Source organism: Mycobacterium sp. SVM_VP21 (assembly GCA_024758765.1).
Lineage (GTDB): Bacteria > Actinomycetota > Actinomycetes > Mycobacteriales > Mycobacteriaceae > Mycobacterium > Mycobacterium heraklionense_C.
In genome coordinates, this window is sequence record CP101406.1 from 1,841,600 (window position 1) to 1,862,162 (window position 20,563).

Consider the following 20,563-nt stretch of genomic DNA (forward strand, 5'->3'; position numbering starts at 1 on the left):
CTCGGCCCAACCAACCTTTCGGAACACAAAGGCGGATGACAACGATGAGCGTGAGGCATGGCGGAGCCCAGCGTCGGACAGCGAACACCAGGGGGGCGCGTCGCAGCGGGCGCATCATCGGCGCCGGAACCGCGGTGGGTGCTTTCCTGGCATTCGGTATGGGTCCGCTGTCCGCCGCGCCGACCGCCAACGCCGACGAGTTCGGCTGGGTCGCCGATCTGCTTGGCGCCAATCTCGGTGCGGCCGTCACCAACCTCGATGAGCCGTCGTCGTGGCAGACGATCTGGGACCCGGAGGCCTGGTCGCCGCTGTTGGCCAACCTGGACCACACCTGGAGTGCCGGGCTGCTCCCGATGTCGGCGGCGGGCACCGACCCGCTCACGGACCTGTTCAACTCCATGGTCTACGAGCCGATGCACGCCGGCATCGAGAACTTCATCAACAGTTCGATCGGTCTGCAGATCAGCGACGTCATCAACAGCGTGGCCGGCCAGTACCTGATCGGTGACGGTGCCGACGGCACCGCGGACAACCCCGACGGCGGCGACGGCGGCATGTGGCTCGGCGACGGCGGCGACGGCTACGGCCTGACCGGCAGCGGCGGCAACGCCGGCTGGCTGTTCGGCAACGGTGGGGACGCCGGCAGCATCCTTGACGCCGGGTCCGCCGGCTACGGCATAGCCGGTACCGGCGGCAACGGCGGCGCCCTGTTCGGCAACGGTGGCGACGGCGCCGACGGTGCCGCCGGGCAGGCCGGTGGCGACGGTGGCGACGGCGGGTCCCTGTTCGGCAACGGCGGAAACGGTGGTGCCGGTGGCGCCGGCCTCGCCGGGACGGCGGCGCACGTCGACGGCGGTACCGGTGGCGCCGGTGGGGCCGGCGGCCGTGGCGGTACCTGGGTAGGCAAGGGCGGCAACGGCGGAAATGGTGGCTCCGGCGGTACCGGTGGCGAGGGCGCGGCCGGCAACGACGGCGCCCGGGGCAGCTTCACCGGTGGTGGCAGCGGCAACGGCGGCGACGGCACCGACGGTGGCGCCGGTGGTACCGGCGGCAAGGGCGGGGTCGGCGGGAATGCCGGCGCCGGCGGCATGTTCGGCGGCGCGGGCAACGGCGGATCCGGTGGTGACGGCGGCGACGGCGGTGCCAGCGGAGCCGGTGGCAACGGTGGTGCCGGCGCGACCGGAACCGCGGCGCACATTAACGGCGGCAACGGCGGACACGGCGGCCAGGCAGGCACGGCCGGTGCTGCTGGGCAGGGCGGTGCGGCCGGTGCCGGTGCCGGCGGCGTGGCGGGTGAGGCCGGTAGTGCCGGGCAGGCGGCCACCGTCAGCGGCAACGGAGGTGACGGTGGAGCCGGGTTCAGCCCGACCGCCGGGGGCCAAGCCGCGGGCGACGGCGGTCGGGGCGGCGACGGCGGGTCGACCGGCAACGGTGGTGCCGGTGGCGCGGGTGGCAATGGTGCAACAGGCGCGGTTGGCGGCACCAACGGAGCCGGCAACGGCTTGCAGGGCGGTGCCGGTGGAACGGCCGGCAACGGTGGTGCCGGCGGCGCCGGTGGATCGGTCTCGGGCAACGGCGGCGCAGGTGGTGCCGGTGGTCTCGGCGGTGGCGGCGGCACCGGTGGAGCCGGCGCGAGCGGAGTAGCGGGCCGTGGCGCGGATGCCGGCAGTGGCGACACTGGCGGGACCGGCGGCAATGGCGGCAACGGCGGTGCGGGCGGCGCAGGCGGCCACGGAGGTAACGGTGGCGCCGGTGGTACCGCGGCGCATGGCACGGTAGGCGCGCACGGCGCGGGCGGCGTCGGTGGTGCCGGTGGCGCCGGTGGCGACGCGGGAGACGGCGGCCGGGGAGGTAGCGGCGCCGGCGGTGGTCTCGATGCCGCGGCCGGGGCCGGTGGACTCGGCGGCAACGGCGGGTCGGTGGGAGCGGGTGGCGACGGCGGCGCCGGCGGTCAGGGGGCAGGCGGTGTGGTGGCCGCGGGTGGTGCCGTGGGGGCGGCCGGCACCGGCGGCGACGGTGGTGCCGGCGGGACCGGCGGAGCCGGACAGCTACTGGCCGACGGAACGGCGCAGGCCGGCGGTGTGGGAGGCAACGGCGGTGACGCGGGTGCGGTCGGCAATGGCGGTGCCGGCGGCACCGGAGGCGCCGGTGCGACCGGTGCGACCGGCACAACCAACGGGGCCGGTGATGGCACCAGCGGGGCGGCCGGCGGCAACGGCGGTGCCGGAGGTGTCGGTGGTGCCGGGGGCTCCATTTCGGGTGACGGCGGCAATGGCGGTGCCGGCGGCGTAGGCGGTGTCGGGGGTGCCGGTGGCACCGGCGCGGACGGCACCGACGGCGTGGATGCGGCGGTGGGAAGCGGCGGCAACGGTGGCGACGGCGGTGACACCACCAGCGTCGGCGGCAACGGCGGCAGCGGCGGCAATGGCGGCAGCGGCGGTGCGGGCGGCAGCGCCGCGCACGGCAGTGCCGGTGTTCAGGGTGTCGGCGGGGTCGGCGGTGCGGGCGGTGCGGCCGGCAACGGTGGCGCCGGCGGCGCCGGTGGCGACGGCGCCGGCGGCGGTACGAACGCCGTGGCAGGTTCCGGCGGCAAGGGCGGCAGTGGCGGCGCGGCAGGGCAGGCCGGTACCGGTGGCGCCGGCGGCGACGGTAGCGGCGGGCAGGCGGCCCACGGAGCCGACGGTGCGGCGGGCCGTGCGGCCGGGGGTGCCGGTGGCAACGGCGGCAACGGTGAGGTGCTGGCCGACGGCACGGCGCAAGCCGGCGGTGCCGGTGGCCGCGGCGGTGATGCGAGTGCAATCGGCACCGGTGGCGCAGGCGGTAACGGCGGCAACGGCGCTGCCGGGGCGACGGGCGGGCGGGACGCTGCAGGCAATGGACTGACTGGTGGCAGCGGTGGCGCCGGGGGTGTCGGTGGTGTCGGCGGTGCAGGCGGCACCATCTCCGGCGACGGCGGCGCGGGCGGCACCGGTGGTGCGGGCGGTGCCGGCGGTACCGGCGGGGCCGCGGGATTCGTCATCCCCAACAGTGGCGAGTCCGGTGGCGCGGGCGGCACTGGTGGCAGCGGTGGCGCCGGGGGTGCCGGTGGCAGCGGAGGTAGCGCGACCGACGGTAACGGCGGCGCCGGCGGCCGGGGCGGTGTGGCCGGTGATGCCGGTAACGGCGGTAACGGCGGCAGCGGTACCGGTGGCGGCACCGGCGCAACTGCCGGTAGCGGCGGCAACGGCGGCAATGGTGGCGAACGTGGCACCGCGGGCGCCGGCGGCGGCGGCGGTAACGGCGCCGGGACCGGCCGGAACGGTGCCGCCGGCTCCACCGGTGGCGCCGGCAGTGGCGGTGACGGGGGTCGGGGCGGCCGCGGCGGCGACGGCCGGGTGCTCAGCGACGGCACGGCGCAGATCGGTGGCGCCGGCGGGGCCGGCGGTAACGGCGGCGCGGTCGGTGACGGTGGCCGTGGTGGCGCCGGCGGCGCCGGCGCGAACGCCGCGCACGCCTCGGGCGCCGGCGCCTCGGGCGGTGATGGCGCTGCCGGCGGGGTGGGCGGTGCCGGCGGGGCGGGCGGCTCTCTCTCTGGGGACGGCGGTGCCGGTGGTCTCGGTGGTCACGGTGGCAACGGCGGTGGCGGCATGGACGGCGTGACCGGTGTTGCGGGCATCGACGCCGCGGCAAACAGCGGACTCGTCGGCGGCAACGGCGGTGACGGCACCGATGGCGGCAACGGTGGCAATGGTGGCGTCGGGGGTCGGGGCGGCGTCGGCGGTTTCGCGGTCAACGGCACGGCGGGCGATGCCGGTCTGGGTGGGATCGGTGGTTCCGGCGGCGATGCCGGCAACGGTGGTTTCGGCGGTGTCGGTGGAGCCGGTGCCGGGGGAGGCACCCAGGCGGTGGCCGGTGCTGGTGGTGTCGGTGGCAACGCCGGTAGCGGCGGGTTGGCCGGTGCCGGCGGGCAGGGCGGCTTGAGCGGTGACGGTGCCAGCCAGCGCGCAGGTGGTGTCGCGGGTGCCGATGCCGGTGCCTCGGCCGGCGGCCGCGGTGGCAACGGTGGCGCGGGACAATTACTGGCGGACGGCACGGCGCAGGCCGGTGGCGACGGTGGTCGCGGTGGCAATGCCGGCTTGATCGGCACCGGCGGTGCCGGTGGTACCGGTGGCACGGGCTCCGTCGGCGCGAACGGTATCGCCGATGCGGTGGGCAACGGCACCACCGGCGGTAACGGTGGCGCCGGTGGTAACGGCGGCGCAGGCGGTGTGGGCGGCTCCGTGTCCGGCGACGGCGGCGCGGGCGGTGCGGCCGGTGCGGGCGGTGCCGGTGGTAACGGCGGCACGGGCGCCACCGGCAGAGCCGGGATCACCGACGCCAACGGCAACGGCACCAACGCCGCAAACGGCGGCGCCGGCGGCATCGGCGGCGTGGGAGGCGCCGGCGGCAACGGTGGTGCCGGTGGCACGGCCAGCAACGGCAACACCGGAGCATCTGGCGGCGGCGGTGCCGGTGGCACCGGTGGAGCGGCCGGCAACGGTGGTACCGGAGGCCGCGGCGGCGACGGCGCCGGCGGTGGCGCCAACGCGGTGGCCGGCACCGGTGGCAACGGCGGCGACGGTGGCGTGATCGGCCAGGCGGGTGCCGGCGGCACCGGCGGCCTGGGTGCCGACGGGATCCGTGCCGCCGACGGCGCGTACGGGGCCGCGGGCAGGTCGAACGGCGGCGCCGGCGGTAACGGAGGCACCGGCCAGATCCTCAGCGACGGAACCGCGCAGGTCGGCGGCCAAGGCGGTAACGGCGGAAACGCCGGAACGGTCGGCACCGGCGGTGCCGGTGGAAACGGTGGCGCCGGTGCGGCCGGTGCGAGCGGAATCACCGACGACGCAGGCAACGGCACGCACGGTGGTGATGGCTCCCAGGGCGGCAACGGCGGTACCGGTGGCGCGGGTGGCTCGGTGGCGGGCAACGGTGGCGTCGGTGGTGCGGGCGGTTCCGGCGGTTCCGGCGGCGATGGCGGTTCCGGTGCGGATGCCAGCGTGGTGGGCACCAACGGCGGCAACGGCGGTACTGGCGGCACCGGCTCCGGCGGTGGCCAAGGCGGTCAGGGCGGGATCGCCCTGCACGGCGATGGTGGTGCCGGGGGCCGGGGTGGTGCGGGCGGTAGCGCCGGCAACGGTGGCGTCGGCGGTCAAGGCATCGGCGGTGGCGGCACGGCGGCGGCCAGCAACGGCGGTAACGGCGGAACCGGTGGCGAGCGTGGCCTTGCCGGGGTGGGCGGTGACGGCGGAACCGGCAGCGGCCAAGACGGTGCGCACGGTGGCATCGGGGCCGCGGCGACCGGTGGCAATGGTGGCAACGGCGGCGTCGGCGGCGCGGGCATCGGCGCGGTCGGTGGGGTGGCCCAGGCCGGTGGTAACGGTGGGCTCGGCGGTGACGCGGGCACCCAGGGCAACGGCGGTGACGGCGGTGCCGGTGGCGTTGGCGCCATCGGTGCAAACGGGGTGAACCCGCCGCCTGCCGGGCAGGCCGCAGCCGGTGCCGGCGGCACCGGTCGAGGCGGTAACGGCGACAACGGTACGGATGGCAGTGCCCCTGGGCAGGCGGGCGGCAACGGCGGATCCGGTGCCGATGACAAGGACCACACCAACGTCAACGCCGGTAACGGCGGTAACGGCGGTGCCGGCGGTGAAGGCGCTCGGGGCGGTGACGGCGGTGCCGGCGGTTACGGAAAGTCCAATGACCGCAGCGGAAATGCCTACGGCGGTGATGGCGGTGATGGCGGTGCCGGCGGGGTCGGCGCGGCCGGTGGCGCCGGCGGAACGGGTGGTGTCGGTGGAGCCGGTGGCAGCGGCGGCTCCATCAGCGGTGACGCCGGCAATGGCGGCGCTGGTGGTGCCGGCGGCAATGGTGGTGCCGGAGCCCAAGGCGGCGGTGGTGGTGACGGTGGCGGTGGCGGCAATGGCCGCGTCGATGCCACCAGCCTCGGAGACGGTCGAGCCATCGGCGGCGACGGCGGCGATGGTGGCGCCGGTGGCACCGGTGGCGCTGGTGGTGCCGGCGGTGATGGTGGCCAGGGTGGGGCGGCCGGCACGGCTGTCAACGGCAATAGCGGCACCGGCGGTGAAGGCGGTGCCAAGGGCGCTGGCGGTGAGGGTGGCCAAGGCGGGGCCGGCGGTTCTGGTGGCGGCAAGGGAGGCGCTTCGGTCAAGGGGACCGGACACGAGACCTCGGGCGACAAAGGAAATGCGGGTGCGACTGGGGACACCGGTGCGCAAGGCCATGACGGCACCGCGGGCAGTCACGGCTGACGTAAGCGTATTCCGCGCGAAACACAAGGAAACACAGGAAGATTAGGGGATTTTCGATGGCCAACAGGCATCGCAACGCAGCTGGTCGGGCGGTCGGAGCGTCGTCGGCGGTAGCGGCGTTTCTGGCCTTCGGACTGGCGCCGGTGGGCGCGCCGGTGTCGCACGCCGACGGGTTGGACTGGTTGTGGGATCTGATCGAGCCGACGGCCATTGGAGCCGACCAGAATGCTGCGGCCGACGGGGGCGCCATTTTCGATGCCGGTTCCTGGTCGGGGTCGGCGGATTCGGGTGCGGTCGATCTGACGGCGTTGATGGATCAGTGGTTCTACACACCGTTGCACGACTCGCTGGAGGACTGGATCCACAGTGACCTCGGCATCCAGGTCAACGGGTTCATCAACGAGGTCGCCGGCCAGTATTTGATCGGCGACGGAGCAGCCGGCACAGCGGACAATCCCGATGGCGGTGCCGGGGGCTGGTTGTTCGGTGACGGTGGCGCCGGTTACACGGGTGGCGTGGGCGGGGCTGCCGGATTATTCGGCAACGGTGGAGCCGGTGGCGCCGGGGTGGACGGCGGGGACGGCGGGGACGGTGGTGCCGGCGGCTGGCTGTTCGGCATTGGTGGCACCGGTGGCACGGGTGGCGTCGGCGTCGCCGGTGCCGGTGGTGCAGATGGTGTCAGCGCAGGCGTTGGTGGCAACGGTGCTGATGGCGGCATCGGTGGTACTGGCGGAGACGGTGGCAAAGGCGGCTGGCTCTTCGGGATCGGTGGCGCCGGTGGTGCCGGTGGCGTCGGGGGCGCCGGGGGCAGCGGTGGTGTCGGCATCGATGGCGCCGATGGCACCTTTATTGGCCTTGACTCCGGCGCCCTGGGCCTGATCGCCAGCAGCGCCGGCAACGGCGCTAACGGTGCGGCGGGCGGTGCCGGCGGCCAAGGTGGCGCTGGCGGCTACGGTGGTGCCGGCGGTGCCGGCGGCCTGTTCGGTACCGCAGGCAGCAACGGCGATGGTGGTGATGGCGGCATCGGTGGTGCGGCCGGTGCCGGCGGCTCCGGCGGAAACGGTGCCGATGGCACCGAAACCCACATCAATGGTGGTAGCGGGGGAGACGGCGCCGACCCGGGCCAGCGTGGTGCCGGCGGCGCTGGCGGCAGGGCCGGCACCGGCGGCGCGACCGGGACTGGCGCCGAAGGGTCCCGGGGCGCGTCCGGCGCGCAGGCAAGCAGCGGCAGCGATGGTGGCAACGGCGGCACGGGTTTCACTGCCCAGTTCTGGTACCAAAGCGCCGGTCTTGGTGGCAACGGCGGCAATGCGGCCCTGGAGGTCGGTGACGGCGGTGTCGGAGGTGCCGGCGGTGACGGCGGTGTCGGAGGTGCCGGCGGTAACGGAGTCTGGAGCGGTGGCCATGGCGGTGCCGGCGGTGATGGTGGCAACGGCGGCGCGGGTGGTCTGGGCAGCCTGACCGGCGCCGGCGGTCAAGGTGGTGCCGGCGGCCAGGGTGGCGCCGGCGGAGCAGGCGGCAACGGCACTGGTGACGGTGTCACCGCGCCCGGCCTGCCCGGTGATGGCGGCACCGGTGGTCGCGGCGGCATCGGTGGCGCCGGGGGCGCCGGTCGCACGGGATCCGACGGCGATTTCACGGCTAACGATGGCGCCGGCGGCCACGGTGGCTCGGGTGGTCAAGGCGGCGTCGGCGGGAGCGGCGGTGACGGCGGCGACGCCGGCACCGGAGCCAACGACGCGGTGGGCCACAACGGTGATGGCGGCTTCGGGGGCAAGGGCGGTGCCGGCGGAGCAGCTGGCGACGGCGGTCGCGGTGCGATCGGCACCGCCGACCATATTCACGGTGGTGACGGCGGTAACGGCGGCAATGTCGGCGTCGGTGGACACGGCGGTGCGGGGGGTAACGCCGGCACTGTCGGTGCCGGCGGCAAGAACGGCGATCACGGCGACGTCGGTGCTGCGGTGCGCAGTGGCAATGGTGGCGCCGGCGGCGACGGTTATGACCCGTTGCAGGACCCCGGCGCCGCGGCTGGGGCATCGGGAGGCAATGGCGGCGATGGCGGCGATGGCGGCGATCACGGCGACGGGGGCCACGGCGGCAACGGTGGGGCCGGTAAGGCCGGCATCGACGGTGTCACCGTTGACGGCTCGGGCACCGACGGCACCCAAGGGGGTTCCGGCGGGAACGGCGGGGCTGGCGGCGTCGGGGGCGCGATCACCGGTGACGGCGGCACCGGGGGTCGGGGTGGTACCGGCGGCCGGGGTGGCAACGGCGGTGATGGCCTCGCTGGTGCGACGGGTTCCTACGACAACGACGGTGATGGCAACGGTGGCAACGGCGGCAACGCCGGCAGCGGCGCTGACGGTGGGGCTGGAGGCTCCGGAGGTGCCGGCGGCGGTGTGGCCGCCGGCGGATCAGGCACCACCGGCGGCGACGGCGATGGTGGCGACGGCGGCAAGGGCGGTAATGCCGGCGCGGTCGGTGACGGTGGCGCCGGTGCGGCCGGCACCGCTACGCACATAGACGGTGGTGCCGGCGGCAATGGTGGCGATGCCGGCGCGGTCGGTGCCGGCGGCACCGGCGGTGGCGGGGCCAATGCCGGCACGGATGGGATCGGCTACTCCGGTGCGGTCGGCAACGGCGGCCGGGGCGGCGACGGCTACACCGATACGGCGGCCGGTGCTGCGGGCGGCAACGGCGGTGCCGGTGGTAACGGCGGCGATCATGGCGATGGTGGCCGTGGTGGTGACGGGGGCGACGGGGTGACTGGCGAAGCTGGCACCGACGCGACGGTTGCCGGTGAGTCCGGCATCGCCGGGCTGCACGGCGGCAACGGCGGTGACGGCGGCACCGGCGGGCTCGGTGGCTCGATCTCCGGTGATGGCGGCGCCGGCGGCACCGGGGGTGGCGGCGGTGACGGCGGTGCCGGGGGTGCAGGCCGCACCGGTGCAACCGGGACCGGCGACGGCGGCAACGGCCAGGCCGGTGGCGACGGCGGTAACGGCGGCTATGGCGGCCATGGCGGTAGCGGTGGCACCGGCGGTGGCGTGTCCGTCGGCGGAACCGGCCAAAGCGGCATCACCGGCAACGGTGGTAGCGGCGGCAACGGCGGTAACGGGGGCACTCCCGGCGACGGCGGTGATGGCGCCGATGCCACCACAGCCGGCAATAACGGAGGCGACGGCGGAAACGGCGGCAACGCCGGAAGCGGGGGAGCCAAGGGTATCGGCGGAGACGGCTCCACCAGTGGCGCAGACGGTTCGGACGGCACACTGCCGGTCGGCACCGCCGGCAACGGCGGCGACGGCGGCAACGGCGCCGCAGCTACTACAGCGGGCGGCACCGGCGGGGCCGGTGGCGACGGCGGCGACGGCGGCAACATCGGCAATGGCGGGCACGGTGGTGCCGGTGGCGACGGCGCGATCGGTGCCAATGGGGTCAACCCGCCGCCTAACGGGCAAGCCGCAGCTGGTGCTGGCGGCACCGGTCGGGGCGGCAACGGCGACAACGGTACGACTGCCAGTGCTCCTGGACAGATTGGCGGCAACGGCGGTTCCGGTGCCGATGACACGAACCACACCAACGTCACCGCCGGCAACGGTGGTAACGGAGGCAACGGCGGTGAAGGCGCTAACGGTGGTGCCGGTGGTTCGGGCGGCTACGGAAAGTCGAACGACCGCAGTGGCAACGCCTACGGCGGTGACGGCGGCCGTGGCGGTCAGGGTGGGGCTGGCGCGGCCGGCAGCGCTGGCGGTGACGGTGGTCAGGGCGGCGCTGGTGGCAACGGCGGATCCATCCGCGGTGACGCGGGCAACGGCGGTGCTGGTGGTTCCGGCGGTTCCGGCGGTGCCGGAGCCCAAGGCGCCGGCGGTGGTGCCGGTGGCGGTGGCGGAAACGGCCGCGTTGATGCCACCAGTGTCGGGAACGGTCGAGCCATCGGCGGCGACGGCGGCGATGGCGGTAAGGGCGGGACCGGTGGGACCGGCGGAGCCGGCGGTAACGGCGGGGCAGGCGGCGCCGCCGGCACCGCAGCCAACGGCAGCGCCGGCACCGGCGGTGAAGGCGGGGCCAAGGGCAGCGGCGGCGACGGCGGGCAGGGCGGCTCCGGCGGTTCCGGCGGCAGTAAGGGGACTGCCTCAGTCAAGGGGTCCGGCCACGAAACGAACGGCAGCAACGGCAGCACCGGTGCCACCGGGGATACCGGTGCGCAAGGCGCCGAGGGCACTGCCGGAGCGCACGGCTGATATCGGGTCGACGCAGGAAGGGCAGGGGTTTGCCGATGACAGCCCGAGGTGATGACACACGGCGTCTGCCCATTTCCGCGAACGCTCGTGTCCCCGGCTCGACGCGCCTTGCGGGCAGCGTCATTTCGCGCGGTCGTGGTGGCTTGTCGGCGTTTGAACTTTGGTACTGATCCTTCTCCTTTCACAAGATCGAGGTTATTCGAATGGCTCGTAAGCGTTGTGGGACAAGTCAACCCGTCAACCATGGCAATGCAGGACGGCGGGCGGTCGGCGTGGCGTCAGCGCTGAGCGCGTTCTTGGCGTTCGGGATGGTGCCGCACGCGCACGCCGACTTCGGTCTCGACGACCTATTCGATCCGAGTGCCTGGGTATCGCTGTTCGACTCCAACACCTGGGATTTGGGCAGTCACGGGGACCAGCTGTTCGCCGGCGACGAGTTGAGCAACGCGCTGGGCGCCGCCTATGCCGATCCGGGTTCGGCGGCGGGGAGTTTCGGTGACCCGTTCGGCATCACGGGGCTGATCGATCAGTGGGTGTATGCGCCGTTGCATGCGGTGATGGTGTGGTGGATCGATGATTCGTTGATCGGTAAGCCGGTGGATGACTTCATCAACACCGTGTTTGGGTTCGGTTCGATCGTCATCGGCAACGGTGCGGCGGGCACGGAACTTGATCCCGATGGCGGCAATGCTGGGTGGTTGTTCGGTGATGGTGGTGCCGGCTACGACGGCACGCTGACGGGCGTTGCCGGTGGCGAGGGTGGCGCGGCCGGAATGTTCGGCAGCGGTGGCGCCGGCGGTGCCGGGGCTGCGGGCTTTGACGGTGGCACGGGTGGCGCCGGAGGTAGCTGGGCCGGTATCGGTGGTGCCGGCGGTATCGGTGGCGGCGGTGGCGATGGCGGCGACGGGGGCGTCGCCGCAGGCTGGTTGTTCGGTGTCGGTGGTGCCGGCGGTGTCGGTGGCGACGGAGTTGTGGGCACGGCCGGCGCGGTGGGTGTTACCGGCGTCGACGGCGGCAACGGGGCTGCGGGCGCCAACGGCGGTAATGGCGGAAACGGTGGCGCCGGTGGGGCGTCCAAGGCACTGCTGTTCGGCTCCGGTGGTCGGGGTGGGGCTGCCGGAAACGGCGGCGCCGGCGGTGCGGGTGGCCAGGGCGCGGCCGGCGACGACGGCACCGAAGGCACGCACGGCACCTTCGCCGACGGCGGTTCCGGCAACGGAGGCGATGGCAGCGCTGGCTCCGACGGCGGCCGCGGTGGCGTCGGCGGAAACGGTGGCGCGGCGGGAACAGTCGGGGCCGCGGGCGGCACCCATGCGCTGTTCGGCTCGGGCGGAAGCGCCGGGGCGATCGGTCACGGCGGCAACGGTGGTGCCGGCGGCAACGGCGGCGACTCCGGGGTAGGCGGCAACGGGGGCGACGGCGCAGCCGGGACGGCCGCCAATTATGACGGCGGTAGCGGCGGCAACGGTGGTGCCACCGGCACGGCGGGCACCGGTGGTGCGGGCGGCCAGGCCGGGGCCGGTGGTGTCGACGGCGAGTCGGGTACTGGCGGTGGGGCATCGACCGGTGCCGCACGTGGCGGTAGGGGCGGCGACGGCTACGACGCGGCAGCGGACCCGAACGCCGCAGCAGGAACGGCCGGCGGTAATGGTGGCGCCGGTGGCAATGCCGGCGCCAACGGTGGTGCGGGTGCCGGCGGTAACGGCGGCAACGGTGCCGCCGGGTTCGCCGGGGTCAGCAGTACGACCCTCGGAGTCGATGGCACCGAGGGCGGCAACGGCGGCGCGGGCGGTAACGGCGGCGTCGGCGGTCTGAACGCCGACGGGATCACGCATGCGGCCACCGGTATCGGTGGTGATGGCGGCGCTGGTGGTGCCGGCGGCAACGGTTACATCGGGTTCAGCGGCGCCAATGCCGGTGATGACGGTGAATCGGGCACCAATGGTGGTGCCGGCGGCAATGGTGGCGCCGGGGGTAGTGGTGCCACCGCCGGTCAGCACGGTGCCGGTGGTGCCGGCGGTAACGGTGGCAGCGGCGGCAACGGTGCGGCCGGAAGTTCGGGTATCGATGGCACCGCGGCCGATCATGACGGCACGGCCGGCGGTCAAGGCGGCAATGGTGGTAATGCCGGTTCCGGTGGCACCGGCGGCCAGGGCGCCGACGGGCCCGCCGCCAGCGGCAGCCACGGCACCGCAGGTGTCGGCGGTAACGGCGGCTCCGGCGGCAAGGGCTTCGACGGAACTGACAGCTCGTCGGCCGGTGTGGACGGTACCGCCGGCGGCAACGGCGGCGCGGGTGGCAACGCCGGCCAGGGCGGCCTGCTCGCCGGCAGCACTACCCAGCACTCAGCCTCCGGTGTGGGTGGCGATGGTGGTGCCGGTGGCAAGGGCGGCAACGGCTACACCGGTCTGAGCGGTGCCAACGCCGGCGACAACGGGGAATCGGGCACCAACGGTGGCCAGGGCGGCAACGGTGGCGCCGGCGGTACTGGCGCCAACGGTGGCCTCGGCGGCAGCGCCGGCACCGGTGGCCACGGTGGCAACGGCGGCAACGGCAGCGATGGGGCTAACGCCACGTCCGCCGGCCTGGACGGTCAACGCGGCGGCAGCGGCGGTACCGGTGGCACCGGGGGCAACGGTGGCCAGGGCGGCAGTGGCGGTGCCGCCACCACCGGCATCGCGGGCGCCAACGGCAACGGCGGCAACGGCGGGCACGGCGGCAACGCAGGTACGGCCGGCGACGGTGGCAGGGGCGCCGACGGCGATGTCACCAACCCCGACGGGGGTAAGGGCGGCGACGGTGGTGAGGTCGGTGCGGCCGGCAACGGTGGCGGCGCAGGCGACCACGGCACCGGCGGCACCGGCGGTACGACGGGAACTGATGGCGCCGACGGCGCCGCGAACTCCGGTCCGGGCGGCAACGGCGGTCAAGGCGGTGACGGCTTCAGCTCCACCAGCTCCGCCGAGAATGGCGGCAATGGTGGTGCCGGTGGTGCCGGCGGTGCCGGCGGCTCGCACGGCAACGGCGGCAACGGCGGAAAAGGCGGTGGGGGCGCGACCGGTGTCGGTGGAACCGGAGCAGTGGGCACCGCGGGTACGGCGGCCCATCCCACCGGTGGTGCGGGCGGTTCCGGTTCGGCCGGCGGCAACGGCGGTAGGGGCGGCGCCGGCGGTGCCAGCGGCGTTCTGGCGGATAACCATGCGGGGAACGGCGCCGCTGGTGGCCGAGGTGGTGACGGCGGCGCGGGTGGTACCGGTGGTGCCGGCTATGACGCCGCCTCCGACCCCGATGCCGCGGCCGGCGGCAACGGCGGCAACGGCGGCAACGGTGGTGAAGCCGGATCCGGTGGCGCCGGCGGTGATGGCGGTAATGCCGGCGCTGTCAACGGTGCGGCCAGTGCGGGTGCCAACGGTAATGGCGGCGCGGGCGGTGGCGCCGGCGTGGCCGGCCAAGGTGGTGATGGCGGCAACGGCGCCGCCGGCGATGCCACCACACCGACCGGCGGCAACGGCGGTAACGGTGGTGATCCGGGCAATGTCGCGGGAACCGGTGGGCAGGGTGGCGCGCACGGCACCGGTGGGACAGGTGGTGTCGACGGCACCAACGGTGCCAGCGGAACCTCCGTCAACACCGCCTCCGGTAATGGCGGCAACGGCGGCCATGGCTACGACGCGGCCTCCGACCCAGCCGCCACACCGGGCACTAACGGCGGGTCCGGCGGTGCCGGCGGCAACGGGGGCTTGGCCGGCAACGGTGGCAACGGCGGTGCCGGCGGTAACGCAGCCACCGGTGTCGGTGGCAACGGTGCGGCCGGTATCGGCGGTGACGCGGTCAACCCCGATGGCGGCGCGGGCCATCAGGGCGACGCCGGCGGCAACGGCGGCAAGGGCGGCGATGGTGGCGACGGCGGCCTGCTGAACAGCAACACTGCCGGTAACGGCGGTAACGGTGGCCGGGGTGGCGACGGCGGGGCCGGTGGTACCGGCGGTGCCGGCTACAGCCCGACCAGCGCCGGCGCCAACGGCGGCGACGGCGGCAACGGCGGTGAGGCCGGCTCGGGCGGCTCCGGCGGTGATGGCGGTAATGCCGGCACTGCACAGTCCGGCACGGTGGTCGGCATCAACGGCAACGGTGGCGGCGGCGGCAACGCCGGGGCGGCCGGCCAAGGCGGTGACGGCGGCCACGGTGCCAACGGCGATGCCACCATCCTCGACGGCGGTGCCGGCGGCAAGGGTGGTGACGCCGGAAACATTGCGGGCACCGGTGGCCAGGGTGGGTCGGCGGGCACCACGACCGGTGGCGGCGGCACCGACGGCCTCGCCGGCGCAAACGGAACCGAAGCCACCGGCCCGTCGGGCAATGGTGGCGACGGTGGCGATGGCTATGACCCGTCCGCCGACCCCAATGCCGGGGCGGGTGCCTCCGGTGGAGCTGGCGGAAAGGGTGGCGACGGCGGCACTCTCGGCAATGGTGGTGACGGCGGCGCCGGCGGTAAAGGCACGGCCGGGGCGGTGGGTGTCAGCGGCGTCGCCGCGGGCTAGTCGGCACCGCCGGTGAGGATGGCGGCTCGGGTGGCAAGGGCGGTGTCCAGTCAGGCGATGGCTCGTGATTGATGGAGATCATCTGCCCCCGTAGCGGCTTCGGCGACCGTGATCCGCGACGCTATCCCACCGGGAAAGCGCCTGTCGTCACGGCACTTCCGGCTCTTTCTGGAACTTGGACGGTTGGCGGCGCGACTGCCGGCGTCCAACCAGTTTCGCGGTCCATTCCTATGACGAACCTGTGAGACATTCTGAATTATCGGGAGCGTGTCGAGAGTAAAGTTTGTGGTTGGCTGTAAATAACCGGCGGTACCGCTTGTAGTTGCGAGTCGTCCTCGTTAGCATCGCCGCTCCGCCGAAGAAAACAGGTGTCAAGTGCGCCGATGTTTCCGTCGTAGAGGCGTGTGGCGGGCGATCGGTCTTAGCCGGGTGCACCGATTAAGTTAACGATTCTTCAAATTCGTTCCGTACTGGCGGTATGAAACGTTTCTTCGAGCCGGGTTGTTATCTGAGAATTTGATGTTGAACCTGCATCGGCACTCATGTAGCGTCGGCCCAGTTTGGTCCCCAGGGGTGAAAGCAATACCGATGCAGCGGGTTCCTCGTCTATGCCGCGCCGCGGGTGTCGCGGACGGTGACGGGTCGGCTGCGGTATCGGATAGCCGGGCCCCGATCGACGACCGCTGGTAGCGGATCGACCCTCCCCGTTCGAGTAGTGAGGTCTCCTTGTGATTGGTAAGCGTCGCAACGCAAGTCGCGCCGGTCGACGAATATTCGGTGCGGGTTCGGCGGTGGCTGCGTTGGTGGCTTTTGGGTCGGGTCCGTTGGATTCGGTGCCGGTGGCGCGGGCTGATGGTGGGCTGGATTGGTTGCTGGATGTGTTTGAGCCGGCGGCGTGGTCTGGGGGTGCTGGCGGGGCTCTTGTCGATGTGTCGTCGTGGGTTGGTTCGGCGGATGGTGGCCAGCTGGGGCTGACGTCGTTGGTGGATCAGTGGTTGTATGCGCCGTTGCATGCCTCGCTCGAAGAATGGGTGAACTCTGATTTCGGGTTGCAGGTCGGTGGCTTCCTCAATGGCGTGACAGGGCTGTATCTGATCGGCGATGGCGCGGCGGGGGTGGACGCCACTGCGACGACTGCGGCTGGTGCCGGTGGTGCTGGTGGCTTGTTGTTCGGTGACGGCGGTGCCGGCGGCGCGGGCTATGGCGAGTTCGCTGGTGGTGATGGTGGCGCGGCCGGGATGTTCGGTGATGGCGGCGGCGGCGGGGTCGGTGTTGCTGGCAGCGACGGTGGCGCCGGGGGCACCGGTGGTTGGTTTATGGGCATCGGTGGTGACGGCGGTGCTGGTGGTTCCGGTGGTGATGGTGGTGCTGGCGGCGATGGCGTCGGGTGGTTGTTCAGTTCGGGCGGCAACGGTGGCATCGGCGGCGATGGTGTAGCTGGTTTGGCTGGTGCGGCTGGTGCTGCGGGTGGTTGGGCCAACGGCGGTACCGGTGTTGGTGCTGTCGGCAGTAGTGGTGTGGCTGGTGGTAATGCCGGCAATGGTGGTGCCGGTGGGAGGGCATCGGGTCTGTTCGGTGATGGCGGCAATGGCGGTGCGGGTGGCGTCGGTGGCGTTGGTGGTGCTGGTGGCCGGGGTGGTGACGGTGCTGCCGGCGACTGGAGCGTGGCGGCCAGCAGCGGCAACGGCGGTGCTGGTGCTGTTGGTGGTGATGGCGCTGATGGTGGTGTCGGTGGCCAGGGTGGTGTCGCGGGTGCGGGCGCCGGTTTCGGTTCGTCGGGTGTCAACGGCCAGGGCGGCCAAGGCGGCGACGGCGGCAATGCCGGGGTCGCCGGTAATGGTGGCGACGGGGCGCAAGGAACGTTGGGCAACGCCGATGGCGGCCGTGGTGCCGATGGGGGCAACCCGGGTGCGATCGGCCATGGCGGTGAAGGTGGCCTCAACGGCGGCTCGACTACCGAGCATGCGGCTAGTGGTGCCGACGGCCAGGCGGCCCATCACGGTGGTAACGGTGGTAACGGTGGCGCCGGGTTCGATGTTGCGGCCTACAACGCCGCGCACGCCGATGATCTCGGCTTCAAGGCACTCGGCATTGCCGGTGGTAACGGTGGCGTCGCCGGCAACGCCGGGCTGGTCGGCGATGGTGGTGCCGGTGGCAACGGGGGCAATGGAGGCAATGGCGGCCCCGGCGGCAATGGCGGCTACGGCGGCGGCAAGGGCGGCGCGGGTGGTGACGGCGGCAATGGTGGTGCCGGTGGTGCCGCCGGTGCGCTGAGCGGCGCCGGTGGCCGGGGCGGTGACGGCGGCCTGGGTGGTGACGGCGGCCACGGCGGTAATGGCATCGGCGCCAACAGCAATGCCGGCAGCGGCGGTGCTGGCGGCAAGGGTGGTATCGGCGGCGAAGGTGGCGCCGGGCAGACGGGCGCCGCGGGCAGCTACACCGACGGTGACGGCAACGGGGGCAACGGCACCGACGGCGGTGCCGGTGGCACCGGTGGTGGCGGAGGCAAGGGCGGCGACGCCGGAACCGCGGCCGGCACCGGTGCGCTGGGCAATAACGGCACCGGTGGTGCTGGTGGTCAGGGTGGCGCCGGTGGAGCAGCCGGCAACGGTGGCCGGGGCGCCGACGGTGATGCCACCAACCTCGATGGTGGCAACGGCGGCAATGGCGGCAACGTCGGCCTAGCAGGTACGGGCGGCGACGGTGGCGCGGTAGGTAGTGGTGGTGTCGGCGGCAATGCCGGGGTGCATGGCGCTGAGGGTGTTGCCCCGACCAGCGGCGGTAATGGTGGTGATGGGGGCACGGGCTTCAGCTCTGCCACCGCGGGTGTCAATGGTGGCGCGGGTGGTGCCGGTGGCAACGGCGGCGACTACGGCAACGGTGGCAACGGTGGAGCTGGCGGGGCCGGTTTCACCGGTAACGACGGGATCAATGCCACTACTGCGGGAGGTTCGGGTACCAGCGGCGGCAACGGCACCGATGGTGGTGCGGGCGGCGGTGGCGGCCTGGGCGGTGTGATCGCTGGCAACGGCGGCAATGGTGGTTTGGGCGGTGCCGGAGGTTCCGGCGGCAAGGGCGGTGCTGGCCTGGCCGGTGCCCTGGTCAGCACGGCCGGCGCGAACGGCAACGACGGTGGTTCCGGCGGCAACGGTGGTAACGCGGGCTCTGGTGGTGCGGGCGGCAATGCCGGTGGTGTGGCTGTCGGCGGGTCGGGCAGCGTCGGCACCAACGGCACTGGTGGTGCCGGTGGCACCGGTGGTAACGCCGGCACGGCCGGTGATGGTTCGGATGGCGCCGCGGGTAACGCGTCGAATGTCAACGGCGGCAAGGGCGGCAACGGCGGCGACATCGGGAGCGCAGGCACCGCCGGCTCCGGTGGTGCGGTCGGCACCGGTGGCGGCGGCGGCAACGCGGGCGCCGACGGCAGTGCCGGTGCGATCACCGGCCCCTCCGGCAACGGCGGCGACGGTGGCAACGGTTACACCCCGACCGCCGCGGGTGCGACCGGCGGCAATGGCGGCGCCGGCGGTAACGGCGGCAGCGCGGGCAACGGCGGCAATGGCGGCGCTGGCGGTAATGGCGTGGCCGGTGGCGACGGCGCGAACGCGACCACTTTGGGCACCAATGGCGGCACCGGCACGGCCGGTAGCCAGGGCGGCAACGGCGGCCAGGGCGGCAATGGCGGCACCCTGGCGGCCAACACCGCGGGTAAGGGCGGTGCCGGCGGCACCGGTGGTGCCGGCGGAGCCGGCGGCAATGGCGCGACCGGCACCAGCAATGCGACTCAGAAAGACGGCGGACGCGGCGGTGACGGCGGCGCCGGAGCCGTAGGCGGTGCCGGGGGCAATGGTGGGGCCGGCGGCACCGCCCAGAACGGTGCCGTGCACGGTGCTGACGGCGCCAACGGCGACGGCGGTAAGGGCGGCGCCGGGGGCAATGCCGGTGCCGGCGGGGTAGCCGGCCGCACCAGTTCAGGTGACTGGACCTTGGGTACCGGCGGTACCGGCGGTACCGGCGGGCTCGGTGGCAACGGCGGGGCGGCCGGCGCCGGACCGAGCGCGACCGGTGTCAACGGCAATGGCGGCAACGGCGGCGCCGGCGGTACTGGTGGCGTGTCGGCCGACGGCGGCGGTAACCCGCACACAATCCCGAACACTGCGGGGGCGGGCGGCAAGGGCGGCACCGGTGGCAACGGTGGCACCGGTCATGTCGGTGGCGCCGGCGGAACCGGCGGCAACGGCGGCAACGCCAACCCGCTCGCTTCGGTCAACAACGGTGGACCCGGCGCCGCCGCCGGGGCCGGCGGCAACGGCGGTGTCGGCGGTACGGCCGCTGGAGCTGGCAGCACCGGCGGCGTCGGCGGTAACGGCGGTAACGGCGGTACGCCCGGCTGGACCAACCAAGGTGGCGCTTCCGGCGGCAACGGTGGTGCTGGCGGCGACGGGGGGACCGTCGGTAACGGCGGTGTCGGCGGTAACGGTGGTATTGGCGGGGTCGGCACCAACGGCCGCGACGGCAGCGGCGATGGCGCTGGCGGCCTCAATGGAGCCACCGGTGGTGTCGGTGGCGTGGGCGGCAATGGCGGCAAGGGCGGTTCGGTTTCCGGCGACGGCGGTAACGGCGGCGTTGGTGGTACCGGTGGTACCGGTGGTACCGGCGGCAACGGCACCAATGGCCACAGCGCCGGCTTCAGCCCCACGAACAGCAAATCGGGCGGCAGCGGCGGCAGCGCCGGTGCCGGTGGTGCCGGCGGCCAGGGCGGCGCCGGCGGCACCGCTACGAACGGTGCCGGCGGCGACGGCGGCACCGGCGGGCGTGGCGGATCGGGCAATAACGGCGGCACCGGCGGGCACGGCGGCAGCGGTTGGGGCCTTTACCCAGCGTCGTACGGAGGTGACGGTGGCGGTGGTGGCGCTGGTGGCACGAGCGGGGCGGGTGGTGCCGGCGGCGCCAGCGCGAACGGATCCGGCGGTGATGGCGGCGACAGTGGCCAAGGCGGCAACGGCGGTAACGGCGGTAACGGCGGAGGCGGTGGCGGCAGCTACAGCAGCAAACCGGGTGGGAACGGTGGCGGCGCCGGTGCCGCCGGCACCGCGGGAGCTGTAGGCAGCGGTGGCGGCGGTACACCGACCGGCGCCCCCGGCTCATCGGGCGGAACCGGGCAGGGCGGTACCGGCGGAACCCAAGGTTCCCATGGCTAGCCACGTCTTCCGGCGTGGGTTTGTTCGGGACGGTGCAGGGCTCGGTCCGCCGAAGCGATCGGCTGCCAGAAGTGATGGCGGTCGCCACAGGTGGATAGACGTCCTCAGATACACACTGGCGCTGGGAGTCGGCCGCGACTCAAGCGAACGTTAAAACTGTGTATGCCCTGTGATTCGCTTGGTGAGGATTTCCGACTACAGACTCTAGTGTCGAGGCTTCCTCGCGGAAGGTTCGGCGACTTGTCCTGTCAACCTGGCCGCGCTCGGTCCGTTCGCCACCGACC

The 20,563-nt window shown here is 73.7% G+C and carries 3 protein-coding genes and 4 pseudogenes; 6 read left to right on the forward strand and 1 reads right to left on the reverse strand.

The features are described from left to right. Positions 1–44: 44 nt before the first annotated feature. Positions 45–6,290: a PE family protein gene (locus NM962_08695; GenBank protein UVO14105.1), complete on the forward strand. Its 6,246-nt coding sequence runs from the start codon at positions 45–47 to the stop codon at positions 6,288–6,290. Positions 6,291–7,358: 1,068 nt separating this feature from the next. Then, positions 7,359–7,751: a hypothetical protein gene (locus NM962_08700; GenBank protein ID UVO14106.1), complete on the forward strand. Its 393-nt coding sequence runs from the start codon at positions 7,359–7,361 to the stop codon at positions 7,749–7,751. 19 nt (positions 7,752–7,770) lie between these two features. Here NM962_08700 and NM962_08705 read toward each other — a convergent pair. Then, positions 7,771–7,902: pseudogene (locus NM962_08705) on the reverse strand (DUF3494 domain-containing protein). A gap of 790 nt (positions 7,903–8,692) precedes the next feature. Here NM962_08705 and NM962_08710 point away from each other — a divergent pair. The 4 genes and pseudogenes from NM962_08710 (at position 8,693) to NM962_08725 (ending at position 17,429) form a co-directional block, all read left to right on the forward strand. Continuing rightward, positions 8,693–10,537, forward strand: a complete 1,845-nt coding sequence (locus NM962_08710; GenBank protein UVO14107.1) for a PE family protein — start codon at positions 8,693–8,695, stop codon at positions 10,535–10,537. Positions 10,538–14,241: 3,704 nt separating this feature from the next. Further along, a pseudogene (locus NM962_08715) lies at positions 14,242–14,529 on the forward strand (PE-PGRS family protein). Positions 14,530–16,613: 2,084 nt separating this feature from the next. Further along, positions 16,614–16,817 (forward strand): annotated as a pseudogene (locus NM962_08720) (hypothetical protein). A gap of 396 nt (positions 16,818–17,213) precedes the next feature. Further along, positions 17,214–17,429 (forward strand): annotated as a pseudogene (locus NM962_08725) (hypothetical protein). The last annotated feature ends 3,134 nt before the right edge of the window (positions 17,430–20,563 follow it).

Excerpts from the sequence above, each read along its gene's own strand:
- NM962_08695 (UVO14105.1), top strand. The coding sequence starts at position 45 with ATGAGCGTGAGGCATGGCGGAGCCCAGCGTCGGACAGCGAACACCAGG.
- NM962_08700 (UVO14106.1), top strand. The coding sequence starts at position 7,359 with ATGGCACCGAAACCCACATCAATGGTGGTAGCGGGGGAGACGGCGCCG.